Consider the following 24,596-nt stretch of genomic DNA (forward strand, 5'->3'; position numbering starts at 1 on the left):
TATCTTCTGACGTTAGCTTAATACAGTACGCCAGTGGAAAACAGCATTTTCTGCCTCGTGCGTTGTTAAACATGGGCAACAGCAGAGTCAAAAGAGACAGTCTTGCCATGCAGACAAAACACAACAGGACTCAGGCGAAATGGGGAGCGGAGGGAGGCTGGGCGACTTCGCTCTTGATAGTGATTTCTGCCAGTAGCTGGCGCAGCACGCGCGCATCGCTGGCCAGCGCCACGTGGCCGATGCCGCCGAAAGCGATATTGCGCGCGCCCGGCAGCTGCGCGGACGCTTGCGGCGCGACGATATTGTCGTGATGCGAATAGATCGACGTGATCAGGGCGCGCGTCTCGGGCGTCTCGCTGGCGGCCAGCTGCGCCAGCCAGCCGCTGGGCGTGCCATCGACGCGGCTCATCTGGCGCGCATTGGCACCCGCCGCCAGGTTGGCCAGCGCCGTGCCGTGGTGCGGCGTGCCGATCGTGACGATGCGCGCCACGCGGGCCGCGCCGTAATGGCGCAGCCAGGCGCGCGCCACCAGGCCGCCCATGCTGTGGGCGACGAGAATCACGCGGTCGGTGCCCGTGCGGGCGCATAGCTCGGTGATGGCTTGTTCCACCAGCGGCACGAACTCCTCGATATCGGCGTTGATCGGTTCCAGGTCGATCGCCTTGTGCACGATACCGGCCCGTGCCAGCTGCCGGCTCAGCTTAGTCCAATAGCCGCCGTTGCACACATAGCCGTGCACCAGCAGCACCGGCAGGCCCTGGCCGAGGATGCTGCCGGCCGCATGCAGGCGCGGACGCAGCATGCCCCATGACGACGTCCACAGGGTGGCACGCAGTTCGCCCAAAAACAGGCGCGCCGCGCCCATGGTGCCCAGCTGGTATTCAGGCGGCACGGGGCTGCCCAGGCGCCGGCTCTCCCAGAAATTGCGCACGACGATCAGCGCGCGCACGGCCAGCAGCATGGCCAGCGCCAGCAGCACGGCCAGCAGCGGCGAAGCGACGCCCCACGCCTGCATGGCCAGGTACGCCAAGCCCAGCACGGCCAGCACTTGCAGCAGCATCAACCACTTGAGGATGCGCGCGATCATGCGGCGCCTGTTGCGGCGGCAGGCATGGGAACGGGCGCCGGCTTGCCCGTCAGCGCTTGCGCCAGGCCGCTGGCCAGGCGCGCTGTCAGCGCGTAGATCGTCAGTTGCGGATTGGCGCCGATCGACGTGGGGAACAGCGAGCCGTCGTGCACGGACAGGTTGCGTACGCCGTGATAGCGGCCGTCGGCGCCCGTCACGCCCAGGCGCGCATCGTCCGACATGGCGCAGCCGCCCATCACGTGGGCCGACACCACGCGCGCCAGCAGCGCCTTCATCGGCAAATCACCGATGGCCTGCTTCGCCTGCGCCCAGCTCGTGTAGTGGCTGGCCATCTCATGCACGGGATAGACGCTCCGCGCGCCGGCCGCGAACTGGATTTCCGCCATCGACAGCAGCGCGCGCCGCACGCCATCCCAGAGAAAAGGCGTGAGCGGATAGTCGAGCACGGGCGCGCCGAAACTGTCGATGGAGACGCTGCCGCCCGCCGCATCATGGTGAAAGCCGTCGCGCAGCAGCGCCAGCAAGGCGTGCGCATGGGGAAATTCGCGCATGGTGCGCGCATGCTCGTCGCCGAAGCCGCCCATGGTGGTGGCCATCAGCAGCGGGTGCAAGGGCGGCGCTTCGAGCTTGTAGCCGATAGGGCCATCGATGGGCGCCGTGTGCAGGAAATGGTCGGAATAAATCGTCTGTGGCGCGCCCGCATAGGCGTCGACCCTCTGCTTGAACAGGCCCGCCGACACCACGGTCGGATGCAAGAAGGTGCGCCGGCCCAGCAAGCCGTGCGGGTCGGGCGCCTGCGAGCGCAGCAGCAGCGCGGGCGAGTTGATGGCGCCGCCGGCCAGCACAAAGTGTTTCGCGCGCAGCGTGAGGCGCACGCCCGTCGGCGCCTGCCCGGCAGAGTCCAGCGCCGTCACCTGCAGGCTGTCGATGCGCTCGCCCTTGAAAGTGAAACGTTCGGCGCGCGCATGCACGAGCAGGCCCGCGCCCAGCGCCAGCGCCGACGGGATCGTCGTCACCAGCATCGACTGCTTGGCGTTGGTCGGGCAGCCCATGCCGCAGTAGCCGAGGTTCCAGCAGCCGTTCACGTTGCGCCGGATGGCGGCCGTGGAGATGCCCAGCGCCGTAGCGCCACGGCGCAGCAGATCGTTGTTTTCATTGGGCGGCGCGGCCCAGTCGCTTACGTGCAGGCGCTTTTCCATCATGGCGAACCACGGCGCCATGGCATCGACGCCATAGCCGGACAAGCCAAAGTGCTTGCGCCAGTATTCGAGGGTGCCGGGCGGCGTGCGGAAGCTCGAGGTCCAGTTGACGGTGGTCGAACCGCCGACCGTGCGTCCCTGCAGGATATTGATCGCCTTGTCGCGCGTCTTGCGCGCGGCCGATTCCTGGTACAGCGCGGGATAAGCGTCCGCTTCGCGCATCTTGAAGTCTTGCGAGGACTTCAAGCCGCCCTCCTCGACGATCAAGACCTTCAAACCGGCCAGCGCGAGGATTTCCGCCGTCACGCCGCCGCCGGCGCCGCTGCCGATGACGACGACGTCCGCCTCGAAAGTGCGGTCGGCGGCCAGGCTGCTGGCGTCGGTGACGTTCCAGCCTGCGGCCAGGCCGGCGGCAATCGGGTCGGGTATGGGGGATGTGCTCATGGATGCCTTATGCGCTCAGTTCGGGCAGCGGTCCCGGATAGCCGATGGCGGCCCAGTGGGCGGCATCGGCATACCAGGCGCCGAGAATCAAATCGTGCAGGGCCAGATAGGCCGTCTGCAGTGTCGCCAGGCGGTGCGTGCGCCACGACTGCAGAAAGGCGGCCACCTGTGCCGGGTCAGCGTCAAGCCAGCCGCCATGCACGCCGGCGACGAAGCGCCGCGCGGGCGCCAGCGCCAGCAAGCCAAACAAATCCTGCACTTCCTGTTGCGCCGCCAGCGGCAAGCCGCGGATGGCCGTGTCCACGCCGGCGATGGCGCCATCGAGCGCCACAGCCCGCGCGGTCGCGTCCCGAGTCAGTGCGCTGCCCAGCATGGCCGGCACGATGGCCGCCAGCGCCGCGCGCGCTTCGCCATCGAGCACGAAGCGGCCAGGCGGCGCCGGCCCGCGCACAAGGCGGTAGGCGGCGCCACCGGCGGCCAGCACACCGGCGCCAAGCACGCCCAGTTTCAGAAACGATCTGCGTCGCATCCCCATGTCTCCCTTGTTTTGTACGGCCTTTTGCAGGCCAGTGTACGCCAAAGGGGGCGGCGATCCGCGCGCAAAAACTAGAGCGACCCGTCTAGTTTGCGCGACGGGAACCACAGCAGCAGCATGGCCAGCAGCGCCGCCAGCGCGCCGCCGATGGCGATGCTGGGCAAGCCAAAGGCGACGATCAGCGCACCGCCGAGCGCGCCACCGGCCGCCGTGCCCGCATTGAAGGCGGCGATATTCAAGCCCGCCGCCACGGCGTCGCTGCCAGGGCAATGCTGCTGCGCCAGGGCTAGCTGCCGCACGGTGGACAGGGTCACGAGGGCGAAGAACAGCAAGCCCAGGGTGCCGCACAGGGCCAGCATGGCCACGGGCTGGGCGCGCAGCGCATAAAACCCCAGCAAGTTGAGCGCCAGCGCGGCCAGGGCCAGCACGGTGGCGCGCAGCGCGTGGGGCCTATCCGCGCACCAGCCTCCCAGCAGGTTGCCGCCGATGGCGCACGCGCCAAAGCACAGCATGGCGGCGCCCAGCCAGCCCGCATCGAGTCCGCCCAGCTGCAGCAGGAACGGCGAGATATACGTGAAAAAACTGAAGGTGGCCACGCTGACCAGCGCCGCCACGCCGGCCGCCAGCAACAGGGGCGGCTGCAAGATGGCGCGCAGGCTGGCCAGCGCCGATACGGCGGCAAGCTGCTGGCGCGCGGCCGGCATGGCGAAGCGCAAGCCGGCGCCGCCGCACAGGGCCAGCACGCCGATGGCCGCAAATACCCAGCGCCACGACGAGACGGCGCCCAGCCACGTCCCCAGCGGCACGCCGCCCGCCAGCGCCAGGGTCAGGCCCAGCCAGACGATGGATAGCGCCCGTCCCGCGCGCGACGGGTCGACCAGGCTGGTGGCCGCATGCGAGGCGACGGCCATGAACACGCCATGCGCGAGTCCCACGGCAAAGCGCACACCGAGCAGCGCGCCCAGCGCCGGCGCGGCCGCCATGGCCACGCTGCCGGCCGCCAGCACGAGCATCGTGGCCACCAGCACCTGGCGCGTGGGCCGGCGCGCCAGCATGGCCGTCAGGATCGGTGCGCCGATGGCCGCCCCCAGCGCATACGCGGCAATGGCGCCGCCTGCCGCCGCCACGCTGGCGTGCAAGTCGCGCGCCATGGGGGTCAACAGGCCGGCGGCGATGAATTCGGACAAGCCGAAGGCGAAGCTGCACAACGACAGCAGATAAATGGAGAGTGGCAGCCCGCGGCTGCGCGATGAAACGATGGACATGGCAATTCCCGACAATCAAAACGCCATGCTGGCCCCTGGATCACCATCTGTAAAATATCTTATTTATCTCGAAATGAGACCTTGCAAGTCTCAATGCGAGGCAGACAGCCGCAACTGCTCCAGCAGCCGCTCGCGCACGGGCGATGGGCGCTGCGGGTCCCACGCCATGTACAGGTCGAGCTGGCGCAGCACTTCGGGCGCGCTGCTTGCCAGCGGCAGCATGATGACGCCGGCAGGCTTGGACGTCGCCAGGCTGGCCGGCAGCAGGGCCACGCCAAAGCCGGCCGCCACCAGGCCCAGCACCGTTTGCAAGCGGCGCGCCTGCTGCACCACGCGCGGCACGAAGCCCGCATGCAGGCACAGGCTGGCCAGCTGGTCGTGGAAACCCTGGCCCAGATCGCGCGGGGAAGCGACGAAATCGTCGTGGGCCAGATCCGCCAGATCCACCATCGCCTGGCCCGCGCAATGGTGGTCCGAGGGCAGCGCGATCACGATGTCTTCGCCGGACAGGCGCTCGAAGCGCAAGCCCGGCGTGCTGCAGCCCGGTGCGCGCAGCAGCGCGATATCGACCTCGCCCCGCTCCAGCCACTCGACCTGCTGCTGCGTCGACGCTTCGCGCAAGGTGAATTGCACGGCGGACGAGGCGGCGCGGAAGGCGCGCAAGGCATTGAGCACGTGGGCATACGGCGTGATATGGATGAAACTGAGGCGCAAGTGGCCCTCGACGCCCTGCGCCACGCGGCGCGCAGCGGCCATGCCCTCTTCCAGGCTGGCCAGCACCTGGCGCGCCGTGGCCAAAAAAGTGCTGCCGGCCGGCGTCAAGGCGACCTTGCGGTTCGTGCGCTCGAATACGGGGTAGCCGAGCACCTCTTCCAGCCGCAATATCGCCTGCGACAACGGCGGCTGCGCCATGTGCAGCCGTTCGGCCGCGCGCCGGAAATTGAGCTCCTCGGCGACGGCAATGAACTGGCGCAGCAGCCGCGTCTCTATCATGGACCTTTTTTGGCTACCGCCAGGATATGCCGGGCGATGCCGCGCAGGATGTTGACTTCTTCCGTTTCCAGTCCCGTGCGAGAAAACAGGCGTTTCAGGCGCGGCATGAGCTTTTTCGGGTTGTCGGCGTCGAGGAAATCGATGGCGACCAGGGCCTGCTCCAGATGCGCATACATGCCGTCGACCTGCGCCAGGCTGGCCGCGTCGCCATGGAAACCGACGGGGCTGGCGGCTTGTCCATCGCCGAGGGCCGCCACGCGGCATTCATAGGCGACCACCTGCGCCGCCTGCGACAGGTTCAGCGAGGAATACTCGGGATTGGCGGGAATGTTGATCAGCACATTGCACTGCTCGACGATCTCGTTGGGCAAGCCGAAGCGCTCGTTGCCGAAGATGACGGCCGCGTGCAAGTCTGCGCCGGCCGCCAGCTGGGCCGCGATGGCGCGCGGGGCCGTGACGGGCGGCGAGAATTCGCGCAATCGGGCCGACACGGCGGCCGCGTAATTGCAGCCTTCGAGCGCTTCGGTGATCGACGCGACGATGCGCGCGCCCGACAAAATATCCTGCGCGCCGCTGGCGAAGGCCACCGCTTCCGCATCCGTCAAGGCATCGGGAAAGCGGGGGTTGACCAGCACCAGATCGGAAAAACCCATCGTTTTCATGGCGCGCGCGACGCCGCCAATGTTGCCAGGACGACTAGTTTCGACAAGAATAAATCGCAGGCGTTTGAAAAGAGACGTGTTGATTTCGGGCAGATTCATTTAAAATAGCGCTATTGCGCGGTATCGATACAGGAAATTTCGGGAAACGGAGTCACAAAACGCTGACGCCAGGCCGGGATTTTAACCACTTCGGCACCGCTCCGCTCTTTAATTCATTCTTGCACTCTATCGTACCGGCGCCGCAAGGCGGCCATGGGCGGTCGCGTGCTTTTAACGGAAGCTCACATGCACCCAATGCTCAACACGGCGATCAAAGCCGCCCGCCGCGGCGCCGCCGTCATCAATCGCGCCTCTTTTGACCTCGACCGCGTCGTCGTCACGGAAAAACAACATAACGATTTCGTCACCGACGTCGACCAGGCGGCCGAACAAGCCATCATCGAGGTGCTGTCCAAAGCCTACCCGGACCACGCGTTCCTGGCTGAGGAATCGGGAGCTTCCGCCAACTCGCACGACGAGAATGAATATCAGTGGATCATCGATCCGCTGGACGGCACCACCAACTTCATCCACGGTTTCCCGCAATACTGCATCTCGATCGCCCTCGCGCATCGCGGCGTCGTCACGCAAGCCGTCATCTACGACCCGGTACGCAACGACCTGTTCACGGCCACCAAGGGCGCCGGCGCCTACCTGAACGAAAAACGCATCCGCGTCACCAAGCTCGACCGCATCTCGAACGCCCTGCTGGGCACCGGCTACGTGGCCGGCAGCGCCCGTGCGCTGGACGAATACCTGAAGATGTACGCGATCATGGGTGAACGCAGCCAGGGCGTGCGCCGCGCAGGCTCGGCCGCGCTGGACCTGGCCTACGTCGCTTGCGGCCGCCTGGACGGCTTCTACGAAAAAGGCTTGAAGCCTTGGGATATCGCCGCCGGCGCCCTGATGATCACGGAATCGGGCGGCATCGTCGGTGAATTTTCCGGCGAATCGGACTACCTGTACAAGGGCGACGTCATCGCCGCCAGCCCGAAGATCTTTGGCCAGATGATCACCTTGCTGACGCCATTCGCCTGATTGCCAGTCAAGGGCTGATGTAAAAAAGCTGCCGGAGGAAACTCCGGCAGCTTTTTTTTGCCCGCTCGACGACCCTTCAGCTGCCCCGCATGGCCGGCAGCAGCACGCGGTAAATCTGTAGGAACGCCGGGCCCATCAGCACGACCATCAGCGATGGAAAAATGAAAAAGATCAGCGGAAACAGCAGCTTGAGGGCGATCCTGGCCGCCGTTTCTTCGGCGCGCTGGCGCCGCTTGGTGCGCAGCTGGTCGGACTGCACGCGCAGCGATGCGGCGATGCTCGTGCCGAAGCGCTCGGCCTGGATCAGCAAGGTCACCAGCGCATCCACATCGTCCACGCCCGTGCGCAGGGCCAGGTTGCGCAAGGCCTTGTCCTTGGCGCTGCCGGCGCGCAGTTCCAGCGTCACCAGTTGCAGCTCTTCGGCCAGCACCGCGCTTTTCAGGCCGATTTCCTGCGCCACGCGCGCCAGCGCCGCATCCATCGCCAGCCCCGCTTCGACGCACACCGTCATCAGGTCGAGCGCATCGGGAAAGGTCTCGAACACTTCGCGCTGGCGCTGCCTCAAACAGTGCGACAGCCAGGCATTGGGCAGGTAATAGCCGAGGGCGGCCGCCGCAACCAGCCACAACAGCATATTCTGCCCGCCCTGGCGCAGCAGGAAATACACGAGCAGCGGCAAGCCCACGAACAGGCCCGTCTTGGCCGCATAAAACAGGGCCGGCGCGGCCTGGCTGCGCCAGCCGGCATGGACGAAGCGGCTGCGGATGGGCGAACTTTCCCAGCCTTCGTCGGGCAGCGACAGCCTGGCCAGCGGGCGCGTGAGGCTGACGGCGTGCGCCAGCCAGCGCCGCCTCGCATGGCGCTCCCGGTCGCCGGCGGCACCCGCATCACCGAGCGATTGCAGCCGCTGCTGCACGGCACTGCCGGCAAACAGGCGCAGCACCAGCACGGCCAGCGCGAAAACAATCAGGAACAGCAGGCCCAGCAAAGCCAGCTGCGCCGCATTCATGCCGCTCATCGTGTTTGCTCTTTCATGTCACACCCGGATATGGATAATTTTTCGGATACAGAGCACGCCAACCAGCAGCAAGCCCAGCGCCACACCGACCATCTTGCGCCCGCCCGCATCCGTGTACAGCACGGCAATGAACTGCGGATTCATCACGTGCATCATCAGCGCCGCGCCAAACGGCAGCAAGCCCAGTACCCAGGCCGACATGCGCCCTTCGGCCGACAGCACGCGCACCTGCCCCAGCAGTTTCAATCGGTCGCGGATGATGGCGCTGATGCTGCCCAGCAATTCAGTCAGGTTGCCGCCCGTTTCCCGCTGGATCAGCACGGCGATGACGACATAGCGCAAGTCCGTGCTGGGCACGCGCGCGGCCAGGTTGCCCAGCGCATCGGCCATCGCCACGCCAAAACTGACTTCGTCGAACACGGCGCGGAACTCGTCGGCCAGCGGCCCCGTCATCTCCTCGCCCACCATTTTCAGCGCGGTGGGAAACGCATGGCCGGCACGCATGGCGCGGCCCATCAGGTCCAGCGCGTCCGGCAATTGCTGCTCGATGCGCACCAGCCGCCGGCTCCTGGCGCGGCGCGCCAGCAGATAAGGCAGCGCGGCGCCGCCCGCGCCCAGGCCCAGGCGCACATACCATGGCAAGGGCAGCGCGCTGGCCGCCAGCAGGCCGGCGGTCGCGCCAAGCGCGCAATAGCCGAGGAAGCCGGCCACGAGCCAGCGCATGCCCGCCTGCAGCAGCAACTGCTCGATGCGCCACACGCCGGGCAAGCCTTCCAGCACGCCCTGCAGGAAGGGATTGCTGCTCAGCGGGCGCTGCTTGGTGATCGACAGCGCCTGTTCGCCATCGCTGGCCGTGTACATGGACTGCAGGCGCCGCGCCACCCGCGCCGCACTTGGGCCCCGCGCCGCCTGCCACGCCAGCCAGGCGCCCGCCACCAGCAGCACGACGGCAAGGAAAAGGAACAAATAGACAAGATAGGAAAGCATGGCGGTCAGCGTCCCGCCGCCGCAGGCTCGAACAGGGCGGCCGAGACGCCGATGCCAAAGCTTTTCAGGCGCTCGAGGAAACGGGGGCGGATGCCGCTGGCCGAGAACTGCCCCACCACGGCGCCGCCCTCGGCCACGCCCGTCTGCTTGAAGCTGAAGATTTCCTGCATCGTGATGACCTCCCCTTCCATGCCCGTGATTTCCTGGATCGACGTCACCTTGCGCTTGCCATCGATCAGGCGCGACACTTGCACCACCACCGACACGGCCGAGCTGATCTGCTGCCGGATGGCCTTGCTGGGCAAATTCGCCGCCGCCATGCTGATCATGTTTTCCAGCCGCGTCAGCGCGTCGCGCGGCGTATTCGCATGGATGGTGGCCATCGAACCTTCATGGCCCGTGTTCATCGCGCCCAGCATGTCGAGCGCCTCGGCGCCGCGCACCTCGCCCAGGATGATGCGGTCGGGGCGCATGCGCAGCGCATTGCGCACCAGCGCGCGCTGGCTCACTTCGCCCTTGCCTTCGATATTCGCGGGCCGCGTTTCCAGGCGCACGACGTGCGGCTGCTGCAATTGCAGTTCGGCCGCGTCTTCCACCGTGACGATGCGTTCCGTATGGCCGATGAAGCCGGAAATCACGTTGAGCATGGTGGTCTTGCCGCTGCCCGTGCCGCCGGAAATGAGGATGTTCATCTTCGCCTTGCCCAGGCCCTGCAGCACTTCGGCCATCTCGGCCGTCATGCTGCGGTAGGCGACCAGGTCGGCCAGGCGCAGCGGATCGACGGAAAAACGCCGGATCGACATCACGGGACCGTCGATGGCCAGCGGCGGGATGATGGCGTTCACGCGCGAACCGTCGGGCAGGCGCGCATCGACCATGGGACTCGACTCGTCGATGCGCCGGCCCACGCGCGAGACGATCTTGTCGATGATCTTCATCAGATGGGCGTCATCGTCGAAGCAGATGTCGGTCAGCTCCAGGCGGCCAGCGCGCTCCACATACACCTGTTTGTGGCCGTTGACGAGGATGTCCGACACGCTGGCGTCCGACAGCAAGGTTTCGAGCGGCCCGAAGCCCAGCATCTCGTGCTGGATGTCGCGCGTGAGGCTCCGGCGCTCGGCGTCGTTGATGACGACCGCCTCTTCGTCCAACAGGCGCTCGACGAGGCCGCGCAATTCTTCGCGGATGCGCTCCTGCGACAGGCGCTGCATGCTTTCCAGGTCGACCCGTTCCAGCAGCAGCCCATGGATGCGCAGCTTGAGGGCGCGGTAGCCGTGGTTGTCGATGGCCGCCGCGCGTTGCGGCGCGAGCGCGGCGATCTTGGCGCTGCCGAGCCTTTCGCGGATGGACAAGGCGGCGGTGGGGGAACTAGCCATGCAATGCTCCTGTTCTGGGGTGTGGGTCAAGCATGTGCATCAAGCGCGCCGCAGGACGCGGCCCAGCCAGCCCTGGCGCGCCGTGCTGGCCGCGCCGCCGCCCAGGCTGGCGGCGAACTCCTGCAGCGAGCGGGTGATCGGGCTGGCTTTGTCGAGCTGCAAAATCGGCATGCCCTGGTTGACGGAGGCGGCCGCCGAGGCGTAGTGATTGGGTACCGTGCGGTAGACAGCCGTGCCATACGCCGCTTCCAGGTCGCGCAGGCGGATTTCGCCGCCCTTGTCGTGGCGGTTGACGATGATGTGCACCTTCTCCTTCGCGTATTCGAGCGAGCGGAACATGCCCAGCAGGCGCTTGCCGTCGCGGATGTACGGCAAGGTCGCCTGCAGGACGGGAAAGATCATGTCGGCGTGGTCGAGCGCGCGCACGCTGACGGCGTCGAGGTTGCGGCCCACGTCGAGCACGATGAAATCGTACTGGCGCCTGGCTTGCCGGATGATGGCGTCGATGTGTTCGGGCGCCACTTCGCTGGCGTGGGCCGGATCCTCGGGCGCGGCCAGCACGCTGTAGTTGGGCAGGATGTGCAGCATGCTCGATCCCAGGAACGAGGAGTCGAGCCGGTGGATGTCGCGCGTGACGTCGGACAGCGTGGCCAGCGGCTTGTTCTCGGAAACGAAGAGCGAGGCGTCGCCAAAATGCAGGTTCATGTCGATCAGGGCAACGCGCTGCTGGCCGCCGGCGGCCAGCGCATAACCGAGATTGCTGGCGATGAAGGTCGCGCCGCTGCCGCCCTTGCAGGAAATGAAGGCCAGCACCTTGCCGTTGCCATGCTCGCGCCGCTCCAGCTTTTCCTCGATGCGTTCGAGCGCCGCATGCAGGTTGGCCGGCACGGCGGGAAACGGCAGCACGTCGCGCACGCCCGCGCGCATGGCCTGCAGCAGGAATTCGGGCTGCTGCTGGTGGCACAGCACGATGAAGGCCATGCGCGGATGCAGGTTGCTGAGGCGCTCGATGGCGGCCAGGTCGGCGCCGTCGTTCGACGGGCGGTCGAAGATCAGCACGTCGGGCAGCGACTGCGCCGCCAGCAGCGGTTCGAGCGATTCACCGCCCGCGCTGATCTCGTCGAGCCGGTTGCGGCTGCGCAGCAGCCGGCCCAGTTCGGACAGTATTTTTTCATCCCTGGAATTGATGGCGATTTTCACGATATGCCTTGCTGATTCTGTGGTGACGGTGCCAGGCTCACGGGCGCGCCCCGACGCCGATGGTCAGGGCGGCCCCTTGCGGCGCGGGCGCGGCAAAGCTTTTCTGGTACGCCGCGTGGGCGGCCTGCGCGGCCTTGCCGTCGATGCCGGCCACGGGGTCGCGGTTCGCGCCCGCCTGCGGCGCCAGCACCTGGCGCGCGCGCAGCTGCTCGACGCTGTGGCCGAACTGGCGGTCCAGGTTCGGCGTGGCGGCGCAGCCGCTGGCGGCCAGGGCGGCCAGCAGCACGAGGAGGGAAAGGGAATGCTGCATGGTGTGCTCCTATTGAATGTCGGGGCCGGCCGGCGCTGTCTGCGTGGCCGCTTCCTGCCGTGGCCGTGGTGGGGCGGCACCTTCCATTTTTCCTTGCAAGAAGAACTCGCCGCGGCTCGGTGCCACGTAGGCGTCGGTCGGCAGCACGATATCGGTGCCATCGGCGGTATCAAGCGGCTTGACCAGATGCGGCGTGATGATGAACACCAGCTCGGTACGGTCGGTCTGGAAATCGCTGCTGCGGAACAGCGCGCCCAGCACGGGAATCTCGCCGAGGAAGGGCAAAGCCTTGATATTGGTCGTCACATTGTTCTTGATCAAGCCGCCAACGGCAAAGCTCTGGCCATCGAACAGCTGCACCGTCGTCGTGGTGCGCCGCGTGGTAAAGGCCGGCAGCACCGCATTGGCGGCGGCGCCCCCGCCCGTGGTGATGCCGATGCCTTCGCGGTTCAGCTCCGACACTTCCGGCGCCACCTTCAGGTTGATGCGTCCCCCTTCCAGCACGGTGGGCGTGAACTTGACGGCGATGCCGAATTCCTTTTCTTCCAGCGTGACCTTGTTGGTCGTGCTGTCTTGCGCGACCGGAATGAAAATCTTGCCGCCCGCCAGGAAACTGGCTTCCTGGCCGCTGATGGCCATGATGTTCGGTTCGGCCAGCACCTTGACGAGGCCGTCGCGCTTTTGCGCATCGAGTGTCAGGCCGTTGCCATTCTTGCCGTGCACGGCGCCCAGCTGGCTGGGGTTGCCGCTGAGCAGGTTCGACAGCAAGCCGTAGCTCCAGTTGCCGCGCGTGCCGCTGATGCCCACGCTGGCACCGAGCTGGTCGACGAGGGTCTTCGACACTTCGGCGATTTTCACTTCCAGCATCACCTGTTGCGGCGCCGCGACCGACAGCATATTGATGACCTTGACGGCGCCGCCCGTACTGGCGGCGCCATCGGCCGGCGTAGCCGGTGCAGCCGCTTCGCCCACGCCGCGCTGCGCATAGGCTTGCGCCATCTCGAGGATCTGGCTGGCCTTGACGCCGTCGCTCACCTGCCCCGACAGCACGATGCTGCCGCCGGCCGCGCCAACTTTCACGGCGCGCTCGCCAGGGAAGACATAGGCCAGCTGCGCCTGCAAGCCTTCGACGTCGATCTCGACTTCAATATCGACGATCACGGGGCGCTGCTGCCGGTCCCACAGGATCAGGTTGGTGCTGCCCGGGGCCAGGCCCCACACGAACAGCTGGCTGGACGAGCCCAGCATCCTGGCGCCGGCCACGCGCGCATCGTTGACGGCGATCTGCGACACCGGCAGGCTCAGCTTGCGCAAGGTGGACTTGCCCACGGCGATGCGCACGGGCTCGCCCAGACGGGCGATATCGGCGCCCAGCGACATGGCCGGTGCCGCCACGGGCGACATGACGGCCTGCCTGGCCGGCGCCGCCGCGATGGCGATGGCAGGCCAGGCCAGTCCTGCCGCCAGGGCCAGGCGCATGCCCGCACTCGCGGCGTGCTTACGAAATGTATTCATCGGTCATCCTTGCTTGCCTGCTGATTGTTAAAATTGCTGGACGCTCGTATCCATGCCCTTGACGACGGTGACGCTGTCGCGCGCGGCGGCGCGTGCCGGGGCCGCCTGGCGCCGCGCCGCGCGCACGGGCACGGCCGCCGGCGCCGGCGCCTTCAGTTCCAGCAACGACTCCTTGGTGGCGCCGCCCGTGTTGACGGGGTCCGGATCGACCTGGTTGCGCAGCACCAGCGACAGGCTGCCCACGCTGCGCGCCAGGTCCAGCTTTTCCACCTGCTCCGGCGTCAGTTCCAGGGTCACGGCGTTGACCACCTTGGGCTTGTTGTCGTCACGGCCCGACTCCTGCGCCACGGCCAGCACGAGGATGCGTTCAAGCACGATTTTGGAAATGGCCAGTGGCGCGCCGCCTGCCGGCCTGGCGCGGTCATCCTGCGTATGGACGAGAATGTCGACGAAATTGCCCGGCAGGGCGAAGCCGGCCACGCCCACCACGTCATTGACGCGCACGGTCATGGCGCGCTTGCCGGCCGCCACGATGGCCGACAGGCCGCCGGTGGCGCCGGGCGGCGCGAGTTTGCTTTCCAGCACGGGCTCGCCTCGGCTGACGGCGCTGCGCGTGATGCGCCCGTCCAGCGCGCCGGCCTCGCCGAACGCCCCGGGCGGCATGGCGCCGGCGGGCCAGTCCATGCCGCGCAGCATGGCCGGCGTCACCTTCGCGCCCACGTCGATATCGACCAGCGCGACCATCACCGTCTGGCTGGCCGGCGCGCCCTGCCCCGACATCCAGCGCGCGGCCGCCAGCACGGCGGCCCCCGCCATCAGCAGCGCCAGCAGCAGCACGATCGCAACGCGGCTATTTCTCATTGTTTTTCCTCTTGATCAAGCGTGGGGTTCCGGACGGGCGTGTCATGCATGGCCGCCGGCCGCCAGGGCCAGCCAGATGGCGGTGCCGGCGGCAATGGCGATCGCGTACGGCAAGTTGCCGCCCGGCGCGGCAGGCGCACCAAGCTGCGGTGCCTCGCCCGCTGCGGCGCGCAGCCAGCCTTGCAGCAACAATTGGCGGGCATTCGCCAGCGCCTGGCGCAGCGTGCCCTGGCACAGAGCGACGGCCAGCGCCAGCACGCCGCCGGCAAGCAGGCTGCACAGCACGGCAAGCACGGTGTGGCGCGGGCCCAGAAACGCCCCCACCATCGCCATCAGCTTGACGTCGCCCGCGCCAAGCGCCTTCATCGCATGCATGGGCAGCAGCAAGCCCAGGCCGACGGCCAGGCCGCCCAACGCCAGCCACGGTCCGGCCGTCGTTACCCCGGGCAAGGTCAGGCTGTTGAGCAACACGCCCAGCACGGCGCCGGAAAACACGAGCCGGTTGGGAATGCGCCGGCGGCGCACGTCATGCCAGACAGCCGCGGCAAGCAGCCCCCACAAGACTATGGCGGGGCTGAACGTCCAGAAAGAATGAGGGTCCATCGTGTACCTGATGCAAGCCGAGCGCAGCACAGCATGCGCATCGTTGGGCGGGAAGTCGGCAGGCCGGGCCGGATCGGCAGCCGGCCTGTCGGGGTGCAGCGCGGTGGGCCGGCGTTTTAGATCGCCGCGCCCGTCAGCTTGGTGCCGATCGCCTTGAAGGCGCCATCGAGGCCGGTGGTGAAATAGCCGACGGCCGTTACCAGCGCCGCAGCCACCAGCGCCGCGATCAGCGCATATTCGATCGCAGTCACGCCGTCTTCTTCGGCGATAAAGTTTTTAATGCAATTCATATTATTCCCTTTCAGGTCAAGTTTCAAACATGATAAAAACTGAAAATACAGTCTGAAAATAAAAACATCATCCTTGTTCTTATTTGCTAATTTCTGATGCGTGTATTTTATATAAACAAACATCAAATCGAATCAGAGAAAAGTCATTTTATGTGCAGTACAAAACATCTTAATTTTTTATTCACACCCAGTACATATGTACCGTCATTCCACATGGATGGGCTCGGCCAGCCGGTTGCGGGTGGCGTACACATATAATTCCAGGCGGTTGGTGACATCGAGCTTGCTGTAGATCGATGTCAGATGATTACGCAAGGTTTGCTCCGAGATAAAAGCGCGCTGGGCTATCGCGCGGTTCAGCGCACCATTTCCTTCCACCATCATGGCAACGATCTTGCGCTCCTTCAGCGTCAGCCTGGCGATCCGCTGCTCTTCCGGATCGGGCGCCGCTTCCGGCTTGTTCAGCACGCCCAGCATGCTGTCGAGCAGCGCCGGATCCAGGCACAACTCGCCTTGATACAGGCGGGCGATAGCGTCGACCATCTGCTTGACGGGCGTTTCCTTGCCCACCACCGCGCGCGCGCCGCTGCGCACGGCGCGCCCGCATGCGGCCTGGTCCTGCGTGCCGCTGAACAGCAAGGCGCGCGACACGCCATTGCCGAGCAGCTGCGGCAGATAGTCGATGGCGCAGGCGCTGGCGCCGCTGCAGCCCAGGTCGGCGTCCAGCACGATGACGTCGGGACACAGGGTCCGCGCCAGCAGCAGCGCGCTGTCGATCTCGGTGGAGCTGGCCACCACCTGCATCGCCGGCTGGGCACCGGCGAGCAACTGCTCCAGGCCCCACAGCCAGGTCTTGTGGTCCGACACCAGCATGACGCGGATGACATTTTTTGTTGACATGCTTTACCTCTTTACTTGAAGCCCACTCCCCTCGGGGGAATGTTGTTGATCCGAATCGGCTTGCCTGCCTCGCCCGCGCACGCCTTCCGCGGCTGCGCGCAGGGGAAAGAAGTCATGGAGGCACGAGGGAAAAGGCATTGGGCCGGCACGCGCAAACGCGGTGCGTGGCCCAGGCCAGCGGGCGCCGCATGGCGGGCGTGTGCCGATGGATGGGCAGCGTGGCCAGGGCGTATATGGCGCGGGCGCGCCATCGCGGCTGCCACCGCTGCTGTTGCTTACATTGCAGCATTTTTGTTGCATCACCTTGCAAAACAAGTCCTTGCCTGCACGCAGGACAATCCTGACACCAGGCCTGTTTTCATACCCGCGCATATTACTCCCGGCCTTGTAAGGACGGGGCCGGGACAATTGAAATATGGCGATTAATTTCGATTATCTTGACCTGTAATAATTTAAATGGCGGCCACGCCCTTGAAAATCGATATAGAATAATCGCCAGTCAAATGGCGCATTGCCATCCGCCCGACATTCGTCATCGCGAAACTTTACCGGATTATTCCCATGCGTTTAAAAAAGGCCGATTCCCGTATATTGCGCAAGCACGGCGGACAAGGCGGCACCACCTTGCTTGAATTTGCCCTGATAACGCCGGTCTTTCTCATGCTGATAATCGGCATCATCGAATTGAGCATGGCTTATTTTGCCAATATGACCATGCAGCACGCGGTGCGCGAAGGCGCGCGCTATGCCGTCACGGGGGCCAAGGACCTGGACCCCGACAGCGCCAACCAGCAGCGCTACCAGGCCGTGATACAGAAGATCAGGGACAGTTCCATGGGCATGTATGACAAGGTCAGCCCCGTGATCGCCGTCAACGGCAGCGATGCCGTCGGCGCCGCCATGTTCGGCCAGGCCGGCGATATCGTCGTCATTTCCGTCGATTGCCGCTGGGCGTTTGCCACGCCGATGATCCGTGCCCTGTTCCGCGATGGGCAGGCGCATTTCGTCGTAGCCGCCACCATGCGCAATGAAAGCTTTGGCGGCCTGTGATGCGCGGCTACTTTCCTGCGCGCGCCGCGCGCGGCATCGCCGCCGTGGAATTTGCCATCGTGCTGCCGCTGCTGGCGCTGCTGCTGTTCATGGTGGTCGATCTGTCACGCGCCATCCAGGCCAAGACCATCTTGCTCAACATCAGCCGCGAAGGCGCCAACCTGGCTTCGCGCTCCACCTCCGACCTGAGCGGATCTAGCCAGGCCATCATGAACGCGCTGGCGGCCAGCACGCCGCCGCTGGACATGAACCAGCGCGGCATGATCTACATCACCAAGATCATGGGCTACACGGCCAAGAGCGGCATGCGCAACATCGTGCTGGAACAGTACCGCTGGGATGCGGGCACGAAGGCCAGCGGCTACCTGCCCGCCAGCCAGGTGTGGCAATGCGGCAGCTGGAGCAATGGCGCGTGCACGGGCATCGCCAAGGACGAGTCCGCCCCCACGGTGGCCTTGATGCGGAACCAGCTGTCCGACGGCGAACTGATCTACGCCGTGGAAACTTTCTACAATTTCGACATGCTGTTCGGCACCTTGAAATTTGGCAACAGCACGACGCCCGTACTGGGCCCCAACCTCACTTCGATGACGGTATTCTGATGCGCATTCCACACAAGCGGCAAGGCGGGCAAGTGCTGATCATGGTGGCGCTGTCGGCCGTCGTCCTGATCGCCTCGGTGGGCCTGGCCGTCGATTCGGCCCTCGGCTACTTCGTCAAGGCCAAGCTCAACGCGGCCGTCGACTCGGCCAGCCTGGCGGCGGCGCGCGGCGTCACGGCGGGCAGCTCGGAAGAGGAACAGCGGACCAATGCGCGCCAGTCGGCCAAGGAATTTTTCGACATCAATTATCCGGACCAGTTCCTGCTGTCGACGCCGACCCTGCATCCGGTCGGCGTCACGTTCGACAAGGGCAACGTCACCATCGACGTCTCTGCCACCGCGTCGCTGCCCGTCTCGCTGATGGGCGTACTCGGCTTCAAGACCCTGAACGTGGCCGCCAGCGCGCAAACCATCCGCAAGGACCTGGACATGGTGCTGGTGATGGATACCTCCGGTTCGCTGAAAAACAATGCGGACGCCGTGCGGGCGGCGGGCAAGTCCTTCCTGAACAAATTCAACTCCACGGTCGACCGGGTCGGCTTGCTGCATTTCGCTTCGGAAGCGCAGATCGATGTCCCGATCAGACAGGTCGAGCGCGGTTTCGACCGCGCCAGCATGACCATGAAAGGTGGAAAGATCGATCAATTCGCCTTTGTCGGCGGCACCAATTCCTCCGCAGGCATGTACCAGGCACGCAAGCAGCTGAACGACATCGGACAGGTCAACCGCTCCAGCCTGCGCGTCATCGTGTTTTTTTCCGACGGCTCGCCTGCGGCATTTTCCTCGTACTTCCCCAATACAGGCGGCAAATGCAAGACGGCGGGCGCGCTGGCCACCTTTACGGCTTTGCAAAACCCAGCGCTGGCCGGCCTGTACAGGATGGCAGTGAGCGACACGCGCCAGTACGGCGACTGCGATGCCACACAGATCACGGCGCTTCCTCCTTGGTACAACGCGAATAATGCGTACGCCAAAGCCAACGACGTAGGGCTGCGCGAATTTCCCATCGTCACCAGCACACCGCGCGTCGTGACCTCGTCCATCGCCTCGGCGCAGGTGCAATGGACGAATGTGCACCGCGCCTCGCGCAACCTGGTCGAGGCGATGGCGGCCAAAGCGCGCCAGGAAGGCATTTACGTCTTTACCCTGGGCATGGGCGCCTCGCTGAAAAGCAAGGAAGGGCCGGACAAGGAGCTCGGAGAAGACTTGCTGCGCTGCCTGGCCAATACGACCGATGCGAAAGCGGCTTGCCGCAAGCCGGCCGAACCCGTGGGCCTGTACTGCTATGCCGCCACGGACAGCGACCTGAGCCCGTGTTTCACGCGGCTCGCCTCGGCCATCCTGCGTATTTCCAGATAAGGCCCGGCCAGCTACTAGAAGGCGAAGCAGCTGCAGCCCAGGGTGCCCCAGAAGCCGGAAAAATCGCTGACCGGCACGGCCGACTTGCGCGCCCGGTCGTGGGCGTGGGCGTGCACGCCGCAGGCGCCCGCGCACTGGTGTGGCATGGCGGCTTGCACCTGCTTGGCAACCGGCCGGTAATGGCCGGGCACCGTGCGCACGGGCGACCACTCTGGCAGTACGGGAATCGGTGGCGGCGCCAGATTGGTGAACTCCCCCTGACCATAGACGACCTTGCCGCCCACCATGGTCAGCACGGATTCGATCGACTTGATCGCCTCTTCCGGCACCGTGAAATAATCGGCCGACAGCACGGACAGGTCGGCCAGCATGCCCTCGCGGATGCGCCCCTTCTTGCCTTGTTCGCTAGAGAACCAGGCGCTGCCCGCCGTCCACAGTTCCAGCGCCGTGTCGCGCGACAATCTGCCCGCCGCATCCGTCAAGGCCAAGCCGCCCACGGTGCGCCCCGAGACCAGCCAGTACAGCGCCGTCCACGGGTTGTAGCTGGCGACCCGCGTGGCGTCCGTGCCGCCGCCGACGGGCACGCCCGCGTCCAGCATGCGCTGCACGGGCGGCGTGGCTTTGGCCGCGTCCGCGCCATAGCGCTCGACAAAGTACTCGCCCTGGAAGGCCATGCGGTGCTGGATGGCCAGGCCGCCGCCCAGCGCCTTGACCCGGTCGATATTGCGCGGGCTGATGGTTTCCGCGTGGTCGAACAGCCAGTGCAGGCCACCGAACGGCGTGTCGCGGTTGACCTTTTCGAATACGTCGAGCATGCGGCTGATCGATTCGTCATAGGTGGCGTGCAGGCGGAACGGCCAGCGCTGCTCGACCAGGTGGCGCACGACCTTTTCCAGCTCGTCTTCCATGCCGGCCGCCAGCTCGGCGCGCGGCTCGAGGAAATCCTCGAAGTCGGCGGCGGAAAACACGAGCATTTCGCCGGCGCCGTTATGCCGGTAAAAGTCCGTGCCGTCACCGGGCTTGATCATGCCCGTCCACCTCTGGAAGTCCTGCAATTCCGCGCCCTTGTTTTGTGTGAACAGGTTGTAGGCGATGCGGATGGTCAGCTGTTCTTTTTGCGCCAGCTCGTCGACAACGGCGTAATCCTCGGGATAATTCTGGAAGCCGCCGCCCGCGTCGATGGCGCTGGTGATGCCGAGGCGGTTCAATTCGCGCATGAACTGGCGCGTGGAGTTCACTTGCAATTCCAGCGGCAGCTTGGGGCCTTTCGCCAGCGTGGCATACAGGATCATGGCGTTCGGGCGGGCGATCAGCAAACCTGTCGGGTTGCCGGCCGCATCGCGTACGATCTCGCCGCCGGGCGGGTTCGGCGTGTTCTTGTCGTAGCCGACGGCGCGCAGTGCGGCCCGGTTCAGCAAGGCGCGGTCGTACAGGTGCAGGATGAAGACGGGCGTGTCGGGCGCGGCCGCATTGATTTCATCGAGGGTCGGCATGCGCTTTTCCGCGAACTGGAACTCCGTCCAGCCGCCCACGACGCGCACCCATTGCGGGTTCGGCGTACGCAAGGCCTGTTCCTTCAGCATGCGCAAGGCATCGGCCAGCGAGGGCACGCCTTCCCAGCGCAATTCCAGGTTGTAGTTCAAGCCGCCGCGGATCAGGTGCAGGTGCGAGTCGTTCAGGCCGGGAATCACCGTGCGGCCAGCCAGGTCGATCACCTGCGTGGCGGGGCCGCGATGGCGCATCACGTCTTCCACGTCGCCCACGGCGAGAAATTTGCCATCGGCGATGGCGACGGCGGACGCCAGCGGCTGCGTCCTGTCGACCGTGTGGAAACGGCCGTTGAGCAAGATGGTGTTTGCGTGCATGGGAACTCCCGGATCAAATGAAAACACGGCCCCGCCGGCGGGTGGCGGAGCCAAAATCAGCGAAAAATCAATGGCCTTCGCTGGCGTTGAACATCGATTTGGCGTAGATCAGGCCCAGGCCATAACCGCCGCCGTGCGCCACGGCCGTCGCCACCGTCTCATTGTAGGTCTCGCCGCGGGCCCAGTCGCGCTGCAGTTCCAGCAAGTATTGCACGGACGTCATCGGCTGCGCACCCGCCTGTATCATGCGCTGCATGGCCATCGCATGGGCTTCGTCGGAGACGTCGCCGCTGGCGTCGGCAATCACGTAGACTTCAAAGCCCTGCTCCAGCGCCGACAGCGCAGGGCCGACGATGCAGACGGAGGTCCACAGGCCGGCCAGCACGATCTTGCCCTTGCCGTAGCCATTCACCTTGTCGGCGATGCGCGCATCTTCCCAGGTATTCATGCTGGTGCGGTCGATCGGCGCCTGATCCGGGAAGACGGACTGGATCTCGTCGAAGATCGGGCCGGAGAACGATTTGGCGGCCACCGTCGTCAAAATCGTCGGCACCTTGAATTCCGCCGCCGCCTTGGCCACCAGGGCCGCATTATTGCGCAGCAGGGCCAGGTCGATGGAGCGCGTGGCGAAGGCCATCTGCGACTGGTGGTCGATCATGATCAGGGTATGATCGTTCGGGGTCAGCAGTTTTTGGGCGGCTTGGGCGGTGGCGATAGGCATGATGTTTTCCTTAGTGAAAATAATTGAATATAAAAATACGGATGTCGTTATACGGTGCTGCTGCTCCTGCCCTTGCGTCACGCTGTGTGTGCCGGGCCAGTGCTATGCAGTATGGACGAGATACTTTGAAAACAAAAACGGAAAGAATGCCAAGCTATATGCAATTTTTTCGATAATGAAAAATGGCCGCGACAGCAGCCTGTCCTCTAGGAGACAACATGGGATTTGAATTCAGGATCACGGCCGGCCTGACGCCAGAGCAGCGTCAGCACATCGCGCAGCTGCTAGAGTTGGCGGCGCGCCCGCCCGGCGGCGCCATGCCCGATACCGACGCCAGGCTGACGGACGCCGGCCTGTATATCTGCCAGTACCTGCGCCCGGAGCCGTGGCACGGCCTGGAAGCCCTGCGCGCCTGGTTTGATACGCACGGCGTGCGCCACACCGTCGGCGAGATCGACGACTGAATAAAACCTACAAGGAGCCTTCGAGCATGACGCGCAGGGTGCGGTAGCTGCCCGTATCGACCGTGCGCAGCAGGCTGCCGCCGCCATCCGCATACAGGCTGCGCGTACGCTCAAGCTGGCGCAGCAGATTGGCGCCCGACACGCGCAGGCGCAGCTGGTCGCTGAAGGTCCACAACGCGTACAGATCCAGTTCGCGCCGGGCGCCCTGCCAGACCAGCAACTGGCTTGACTCGCGCGTCCGTCCGCCGCCCTGGAAATGCAGATTGCCGCCCAGGGTCAAGGGCTGGCCGGCCAGCCGGTAATCGGCGCCCAGGTTGGCGCTCCACGGCAGCTGGCCATCGAGGCGGTTGTCCGGGCCGGCGACGGCGTCCAGCGTCGACCAGTTGCGCGCCACGTTCGCCCGCAGGTCCAGCGCCGGAGCGCCCGCCCACAGCGCCGACAGCGGCAGCTTCGCTTCCAGTTCGATGCCGCGCACCTGCGCCCTGCCCTGATTGACGGGCGTGGCCACCCAGCGCCCCTGATCCTGATACAGCCGGTCCAGCATTACGTCGTCGATGCGCCGCAGCGAAGCGCTGGCGCCCAGCATGGCGCCTTGCCCAAGATAGTATTCGTAGGCCGCATCCAGGCCCCACGCCAGTTCCGGGCGCAGCGCCGGGTTGCCCTGGCTATCGGGATTCACGGGACTATTGCCGTTGTCGTTGAGGTAGGGGCGCGGGATCAGCTGGAAAATCTGCGGCGCCTTGTAGGTGCGGGTGACGGCCAGGCGCACCTGATCCTTGCCGGCCAGCTTCCACAGGCTTTGCAGCACGGGGCTCCATACCTGCGCGCGCACGTCGACGCGGCGCTGCGCGCCACCATTGGCGCTGGCCGTGCGCAAGGCTTCCCAGCGCAGCCCCAGATACAGCGACCAGCGCGCGGAGATATCCCATTCATCCTGCGCGAACAGGGCCAGGCGCCGCACTGTGGCCGCATAGTCTTCGTCCGGCAGCACGGGTGGCCCGCCCGGCGACAGCTGGCGTTCGCGGCGGAACTCCGTGCGCCGCCGGCTGCCCGCATCCCAGCCCGTCGCCAACGCATGTCCCTGGCCCAGAGTCCGGCGATAGGTGCCGCTGGTCTGCACGCCCACATCATCGAGGCCCGCATCGACCCGGCGCACATTCGCCGGCCCGGGCGCGCCGCTGACGCCCTGGAACAGATAGTCGCTGCCACGGTGGTTGGCATCGAGGCCCAGTTTCATATCGAGGCTATCCCCTTGTCCGAACTTGCGCAGCCAGTGCAGATCGCTGCGCACGGTGCTGCTGTCCTGAGTGAACGCGGCGTCGTTGTCCGGATAGTCGGTATGGCCGCCCAGGTAAGCCGTTTCCACGACTTGACGGCGGCTGGCCAGGCGGCGCAAGCTGACTAGGCTTTGCCAGGCCAGGCTGTCTTCGCCCGCCAGCGCCCATTGCAAACGGGGCGCCAGCTCGAACGTATCGCTGGTCACGCGCTCGGTCAGCGGCATACGGCGCACCACCGTGGGCCTGCCTTCGCCATCAAATGCGCGGTTCCATTCGTCGAGCAAGCCCCGGCGTCCCGTGTGCGCGAGCGTGCCGGCCAGCGCATACGACAGGCGGCCGTCCTTGTCCGCCCACTGTACGGTGGCGCTGCCGGCGGGCATGCCGTGGCTGCCGGATGCCCCCAGCTTGAAGGTGCGTTCGCGCCGCTTGCCCGATTTTTTCAGCACGATATTGATGGAGCCGGCGATCGCCTGGGCGGAAAATTGCGCCGTGGCGGCACGCATGATTTCCACGCGCTCGACCAGTTCCGGGTCCAGCGAATCGAGCGAAAAACCGGGCGGCACGGGCACGCCGTCGAGCATGATCAAGGTGTAACCCTGGCCCAGTCCGCGCAGCTGGATTTGCCCGCCAGCCGTGCCCGAAGCCGTGCCGCCGATAGTAATGCCGGGCAGGCGTTTCAGGGCGTCGGACAGGGCACGGTCGCCCTGGCGTATCAATTCCTCGTGGCCGACGACGATGGCGGTGACGGTGTCGTTGCGGCGCTGCTCCACCTTGCCCGCATTGACCGTCACGGAAGGCAGGACGTCTTCTGCACGCACGTGCGCCGTCAAGGGCAGCGCAAGGCTGCACAATAAAATACTCAATCGCATGGAAAATCCTGAAAAGGGCTGTGGTGGTGTCGGCTAGCGCGTTCCCGCGCTCAGCCGACCTGCGGCCA

The 24,596-nt window shown here is 65.7% G+C and carries 24 protein-coding genes; 5 read left to right on the forward strand and 19 right to left on the reverse strand.

Annotated features, from left to right (window positions below; all coding sequences use genetic code 11):
* Nucleotides 1-130: 130 nt before the first annotated feature.
* The 6 genes from KO538_RS21655 to KO538_RS21680 form a co-directional block, all read right to left on the reverse strand.
* Nucleotides 131-1,087 (reverse strand): triacylglycerol lipase, encoded by a 957-nt coding sequence (locus KO538_RS21655; protein WP_072456528.1) that lies wholly within the window; start codon nucleotides 1,085-1,087, stop codon nucleotides 131-133.
* On the reverse strand, nucleotides 1,084-2,730 hold the full coding sequence (locus KO538_RS21660) for a GMC family oxidoreductase (RefSeq protein ID WP_219329609.1): 1,647 nt from the start codon (nucleotides 2,728-2,730) through the stop codon (nucleotides 1,084-1,086). Before KO538_RS21660 ends, KO538_RS21655 begins: the two co-directional genes overlap by 4 nt.
* A 7-nt stretch (nucleotides 2,731-2,737) precedes the next feature.
* Nucleotides 2,738-3,265, reverse strand: a complete 528-nt coding sequence (locus tag KO538_RS21665; RefSeq protein ID WP_070304067.1) for a hypothetical protein — start codon at nucleotides 3,263-3,265, stop codon at nucleotides 2,738-2,740.
* Nucleotides 3,266-3,336: 71 nt separating this feature from the next.
* Nucleotides 3,337-4,530 (reverse strand): MFS transporter, encoded by a 1,194-nt coding sequence (locus KO538_RS21670; protein ID WP_257620490.1) that lies wholly within the window; start codon nucleotides 4,528-4,530, stop codon nucleotides 3,337-3,339.
* Nucleotides 4,531-4,620: 90 nt separating this feature from the next.
* Nucleotides 4,621-5,523: a LysR substrate-binding domain-containing protein gene (locus KO538_RS21675; protein WP_219329610.1), complete on the reverse strand. Its 903-nt coding sequence runs from the start codon at nucleotides 5,521-5,523 to the stop codon at nucleotides 4,621-4,623.
* Entirely contained in the window at nucleotides 5,520-6,284 is a 765-nt protein-coding gene (locus tag KO538_RS21680) for an RNA methyltransferase (RefSeq protein ID WP_219329611.1), read from the reverse strand. The genes KO538_RS21675 and KO538_RS21680 overlap by 4 nt, the downstream gene beginning before the upstream one ends.
* A 195-nt stretch (nucleotides 6,285-6,479) precedes the next feature.
* On the opposite strand from KO538_RS21680, the gene KO538_RS21685 reads away from it, so the two are divergent.
* Entirely contained in the window at nucleotides 6,480-7,262 is a 783-nt protein-coding gene (locus tag KO538_RS21685; protein WP_034758799.1) for an inositol monophosphatase family protein, read from the forward strand.
* Between the two features lie 76 nt (nucleotides 7,263-7,338).
* Here KO538_RS21685 and KO538_RS21690 read toward each other — a convergent pair whose 3' ends face one another.
* The 10 genes from KO538_RS21690 to KO538_RS21735 all read right to left on the reverse strand — a co-directional run bounded on the left by KO538_RS21690 (nucleotide 7,339) and on the right by KO538_RS21735 (nucleotide 16,322).
* Nucleotides 7,339-8,280 carry a type II secretion system F family protein gene (locus KO538_RS21690; RefSeq protein ID WP_257620493.1) on the reverse strand — a complete coding sequence of 314 codons (942 nt, stop codon included), beginning with the start codon at nucleotides 8,278-8,280 and terminating at the stop codon, nucleotides 7,339-7,341.
* Between the two features lie 18 nt (nucleotides 8,281-8,298).
* Nucleotides 8,299-9,267, reverse strand: a complete 969-nt coding sequence (locus KO538_RS21695) for a type II secretion system F family protein (protein WP_219329612.1) — start codon at nucleotides 9,265-9,267, stop codon at nucleotides 8,299-8,301.
* A 5-nt stretch (nucleotides 9,268-9,272) separates the two neighbouring features.
* Entirely contained in the window at nucleotides 9,273-10,619 is a 1,347-nt protein-coding gene (locus KO538_RS21700; RefSeq protein WP_257620503.1) for a CpaF family protein, read from the reverse strand.
* Nucleotides 10,620-10,682: 63 nt separating this feature from the next.
* The gene (locus KO538_RS21705; RefSeq protein WP_219329614.1) at nucleotides 10,683-11,843 is read right to left on the reverse strand and encodes an AAA family ATPase; all 1,161 of its coding nucleotides are present in this window, start codon (nucleotides 11,841-11,843) and stop codon (nucleotides 10,683-10,685) included.
* A gap of 37 nt (nucleotides 11,844-11,880) precedes the next feature.
* On the reverse strand, nucleotides 11,881-12,153 hold the full coding sequence (locus tag KO538_RS21710) for a pilus assembly protein (protein ID WP_219329615.1): 273 nt from the start codon (nucleotides 12,151-12,153) through the stop codon (nucleotides 11,881-11,883).
* A 9-nt stretch (nucleotides 12,154-12,162) separates the two neighbouring features.
* Nucleotides 12,163-13,668, reverse strand: a complete 1,506-nt coding sequence (locus KO538_RS21715; protein ID WP_219329616.1) for a type II and III secretion system protein family protein — start codon at nucleotides 13,666-13,668, stop codon at nucleotides 12,163-12,165.
* A gap of 27 nt (nucleotides 13,669-13,695) precedes the next feature.
* Complete coding sequence (gene cpaB, locus KO538_RS21720) at nucleotides 13,696-14,529, reverse strand: Flp pilus assembly protein CpaB (RefSeq protein WP_219329617.1); 834 nt, start codon at nucleotides 14,527-14,529, stop codon at nucleotides 13,696-13,698.
* Between the two features lie 42 nt (nucleotides 14,530-14,571).
* Entirely contained in the window at nucleotides 14,572-15,132 is a 561-nt protein-coding gene (locus KO538_RS21725) for a prepilin peptidase (protein WP_219329618.1), read from the reverse strand.
* Between the two features lie 116 nt (nucleotides 15,133-15,248).
* The gene (locus KO538_RS21730) at nucleotides 15,249-15,422 is read right to left on the reverse strand and encodes a Flp family type IVb pilin (protein WP_070304077.1); all 174 of its coding nucleotides are present in this window, start codon (nucleotides 15,420-15,422) and stop codon (nucleotides 15,249-15,251) included.
* 204 nt (nucleotides 15,423-15,626) lie between these two features.
* On the reverse strand, nucleotides 15,627-16,322 hold the full coding sequence (locus KO538_RS21735) for a response regulator transcription factor (RefSeq protein ID WP_257620494.1): 696 nt from the start codon (nucleotides 16,320-16,322) through the stop codon (nucleotides 15,627-15,629).
* A gap of 561 nt (nucleotides 16,323-16,883) precedes the next feature.
* Here KO538_RS21735 and KO538_RS21740 point away from each other — a divergent pair.
* From KO538_RS21740 to KO538_RS21750, 3 genes are read left to right on the forward strand one after another with little or no spacing between them, the layout of a single operon-like run.
* Complete coding sequence (locus KO538_RS21740; RefSeq protein WP_072456489.1) at nucleotides 16,884-17,372, forward strand: TadE/TadG family type IV pilus assembly protein; 489 nt, start codon at nucleotides 16,884-16,886, stop codon at nucleotides 17,370-17,372.
* Nucleotides 17,372-17,974: a TadE/TadG family type IV pilus assembly protein gene (locus KO538_RS21745; protein WP_219329619.1), complete on the forward strand. Its 603-nt coding sequence runs from the start codon at nucleotides 17,372-17,374 to the stop codon at nucleotides 17,972-17,974. The genes KO538_RS21740 and KO538_RS21745 overlap by 1 nt, the downstream gene beginning before the upstream one ends.
* Entirely contained in the window at nucleotides 17,974-19,332 is a 1,359-nt protein-coding gene (locus tag KO538_RS21750; RefSeq protein ID WP_219329620.1) for a VWA domain-containing protein, read from the forward strand. Before KO538_RS21745 ends, KO538_RS21750 begins: the two co-directional genes overlap by 1 nt.
* A gap of 14 nt (nucleotides 19,333-19,346) precedes the next feature.
* On the opposite strand, the gene KO538_RS21755 is transcribed toward KO538_RS21750, so the two are convergent.
* Nucleotides 19,347-21,197 carry an amidohydrolase gene (locus KO538_RS21755; protein ID WP_219329621.1) on the reverse strand — a complete coding sequence of 617 codons (1,851 nt, stop codon included), beginning with the start codon at nucleotides 21,195-21,197 and terminating at the stop codon, nucleotides 19,347-19,349.
* A gap of 67 nt (nucleotides 21,198-21,264) precedes the next feature.
* Nucleotides 21,265-21,918 carry a hydrolase gene (locus tag KO538_RS21760; RefSeq protein ID WP_034758835.1) on the reverse strand — a complete coding sequence of 218 codons (654 nt, stop codon included), beginning with the start codon at nucleotides 21,916-21,918 and terminating at the stop codon, nucleotides 21,265-21,267.
* A 218-nt stretch (nucleotides 21,919-22,136) separates the two neighbouring features.
* On the opposite strand from KO538_RS21760, the gene KO538_RS21765 reads away from it, so the two are divergent.
* Nucleotides 22,137-22,382 carry a hypothetical protein gene (locus tag KO538_RS21765; RefSeq protein ID WP_219329622.1) on the forward strand — a complete coding sequence of 82 codons (246 nt, stop codon included), beginning with the start codon at nucleotides 22,137-22,139 and terminating at the stop codon, nucleotides 22,380-22,382.
* Nucleotides 22,383-22,389: 7 nt separating this feature from the next.
* Here KO538_RS21765 and KO538_RS21770 read toward each other — a convergent pair whose 3' ends face one another.
* On the reverse strand, nucleotides 22,390-24,528 hold the full coding sequence (locus KO538_RS21770; protein WP_219329623.1) for a TonB-dependent siderophore receptor: 2,139 nt from the start codon (nucleotides 24,526-24,528) through the stop codon (nucleotides 22,390-22,392).
* Nucleotides 24,529-24,596 lie beyond the last annotated feature (68 nt).

It is taken from the genome of Janthinobacterium sp. NKUCC08_JDC (genome assembly GCF_019345575.1).
GTDB lineage: Bacteria > Pseudomonadota > Gammaproteobacteria > Burkholderiales > Burkholderiaceae_D > Janthinobacterium > Janthinobacterium aestuarii.

Coding starts and splice junctions, on each gene's coding strand:
- KO538_RS21735 (WP_257620494.1), bottom strand. CDS start 16,322: ATGTCAACAAAAAATGTCATCCGCGTCATGCTGGTGTCGGACCACAAG.
- KO538_RS21710 (WP_219329615.1), bottom strand. CDS start 12,153: ATGCAGCATTCCCTTTCCCTCCTCGTGCTGCTGGCCGCCCTGGCCGCC.
- KO538_RS21675 (WP_219329610.1), bottom strand. CDS start 5,523: ATGATAGAGACGCGGCTGCTGCGCCAGTTCATTGCCGTCGCCGAGGAG.
- KO538_RS21680 (WP_219329611.1), bottom strand. CDS start 6,284: ATGAATCTGCCCGAAATCAACACGTCTCTTTTCAAACGCCTGCGATTT.
- KO538_RS21660 (WP_219329609.1), bottom strand. CDS start 2,730: ATGAGCACATCCCCCATACCCGACCCGATTGCCGCCGGCCTGGCCGCA.
- KO538_RS21730 (WP_070304077.1), bottom strand. CDS start 15,422: ATGAATTGCATTAAAAACTTTATCGCCGAAGAAGACGGCGTGACTGCG.
- KO538_RS21665 (WP_070304067.1), bottom strand. CDS start 3,265: ATGGGGATGCGACGCAGATCGTTTCTGAAACTGGGCGTGCTTGGCGCC.
- KO538_RS21695 (WP_219329612.1), bottom strand. CDS start 9,267: ATGCTTTCCTATCTTGTCTATTTGTTCCTTTTCCTTGCCGTCGTGCTG.
- KO538_RS21755 (WP_219329621.1), bottom strand. CDS start 21,197: ATGCACGCAAACACCATCTTGCTCAACGGCCGTTTCCACACGGTCGAC.
- KO538_RS21745 (WP_219329619.1), top strand. CDS start 17,372: ATGCGCGGCTACTTTCCTGCGCGCGCCGCGCGCGGCATCGCCGCCGTG.
- KO538_RS21685 (WP_034758799.1), top strand. CDS start 6,480: ATGCTCAACACGGCGATCAAAGCCGCCCGCCGCGGCGCCGCCGTCATC.
- KO538_RS21760 (WP_034758835.1), bottom strand. CDS start 21,918: ATGCCTATCGCCACCGCCCAAGCCGCCCAAAAACTGCTGACCCCGAAC.
- KO538_RS21770 (WP_219329623.1), bottom strand. CDS start 24,528: ATGCGATTGAGTATTTTATTGTGCAGCCTTGCGCTGCCCTTGACGGCG.
- KO538_RS21690 (WP_257620493.1), bottom strand. CDS start 8,280: ATGAGCGGCATGAATGCGGCGCAGCTGGCTTTGCTGGGCCTGCTGTTC.
- KO538_RS21670 (WP_257620490.1), bottom strand. CDS start 4,530: ATGTCCATCGTTTCATCGCGCAGCCGCGGGCTGCCACTCTCCATTTAT.
- KO538_RS21725 (WP_219329618.1), bottom strand. CDS start 15,132: ATGGACCCTCATTCTTTCTGGACGTTCAGCCCCGCCATAGTCTTGTGG.
- KO538_RS21740 (WP_072456489.1), top strand. CDS start 16,884: ATGCGTTTAAAAAAGGCCGATTCCCGTATATTGCGCAAGCACGGCGGA.
- KO538_RS21655 (WP_072456528.1), bottom strand. CDS start 1,087: ATGATCGCGCGCATCCTCAAGTGGTTGATGCTGCTGCAAGTGCTGGCC.
- cpaB (WP_219329617.1), bottom strand. CDS start 14,529: ATGAGAAATAGCCGCGTTGCGATCGTGCTGCTGCTGGCGCTGCTGATG.
- KO538_RS21715 (WP_219329616.1), bottom strand. CDS start 13,668: ATGAATACATTTCGTAAGCACGCCGCGAGTGCGGGCATGCGCCTGGCC.
- KO538_RS21765 (WP_219329622.1), top strand. CDS start 22,137: ATGGGATTTGAATTCAGGATCACGGCCGGCCTGACGCCAGAGCAGCGT.
- KO538_RS21750 (WP_219329620.1), top strand. CDS start 17,974: ATGCGCATTCCACACAAGCGGCAAGGCGGGCAAGTGCTGATCATGGTG.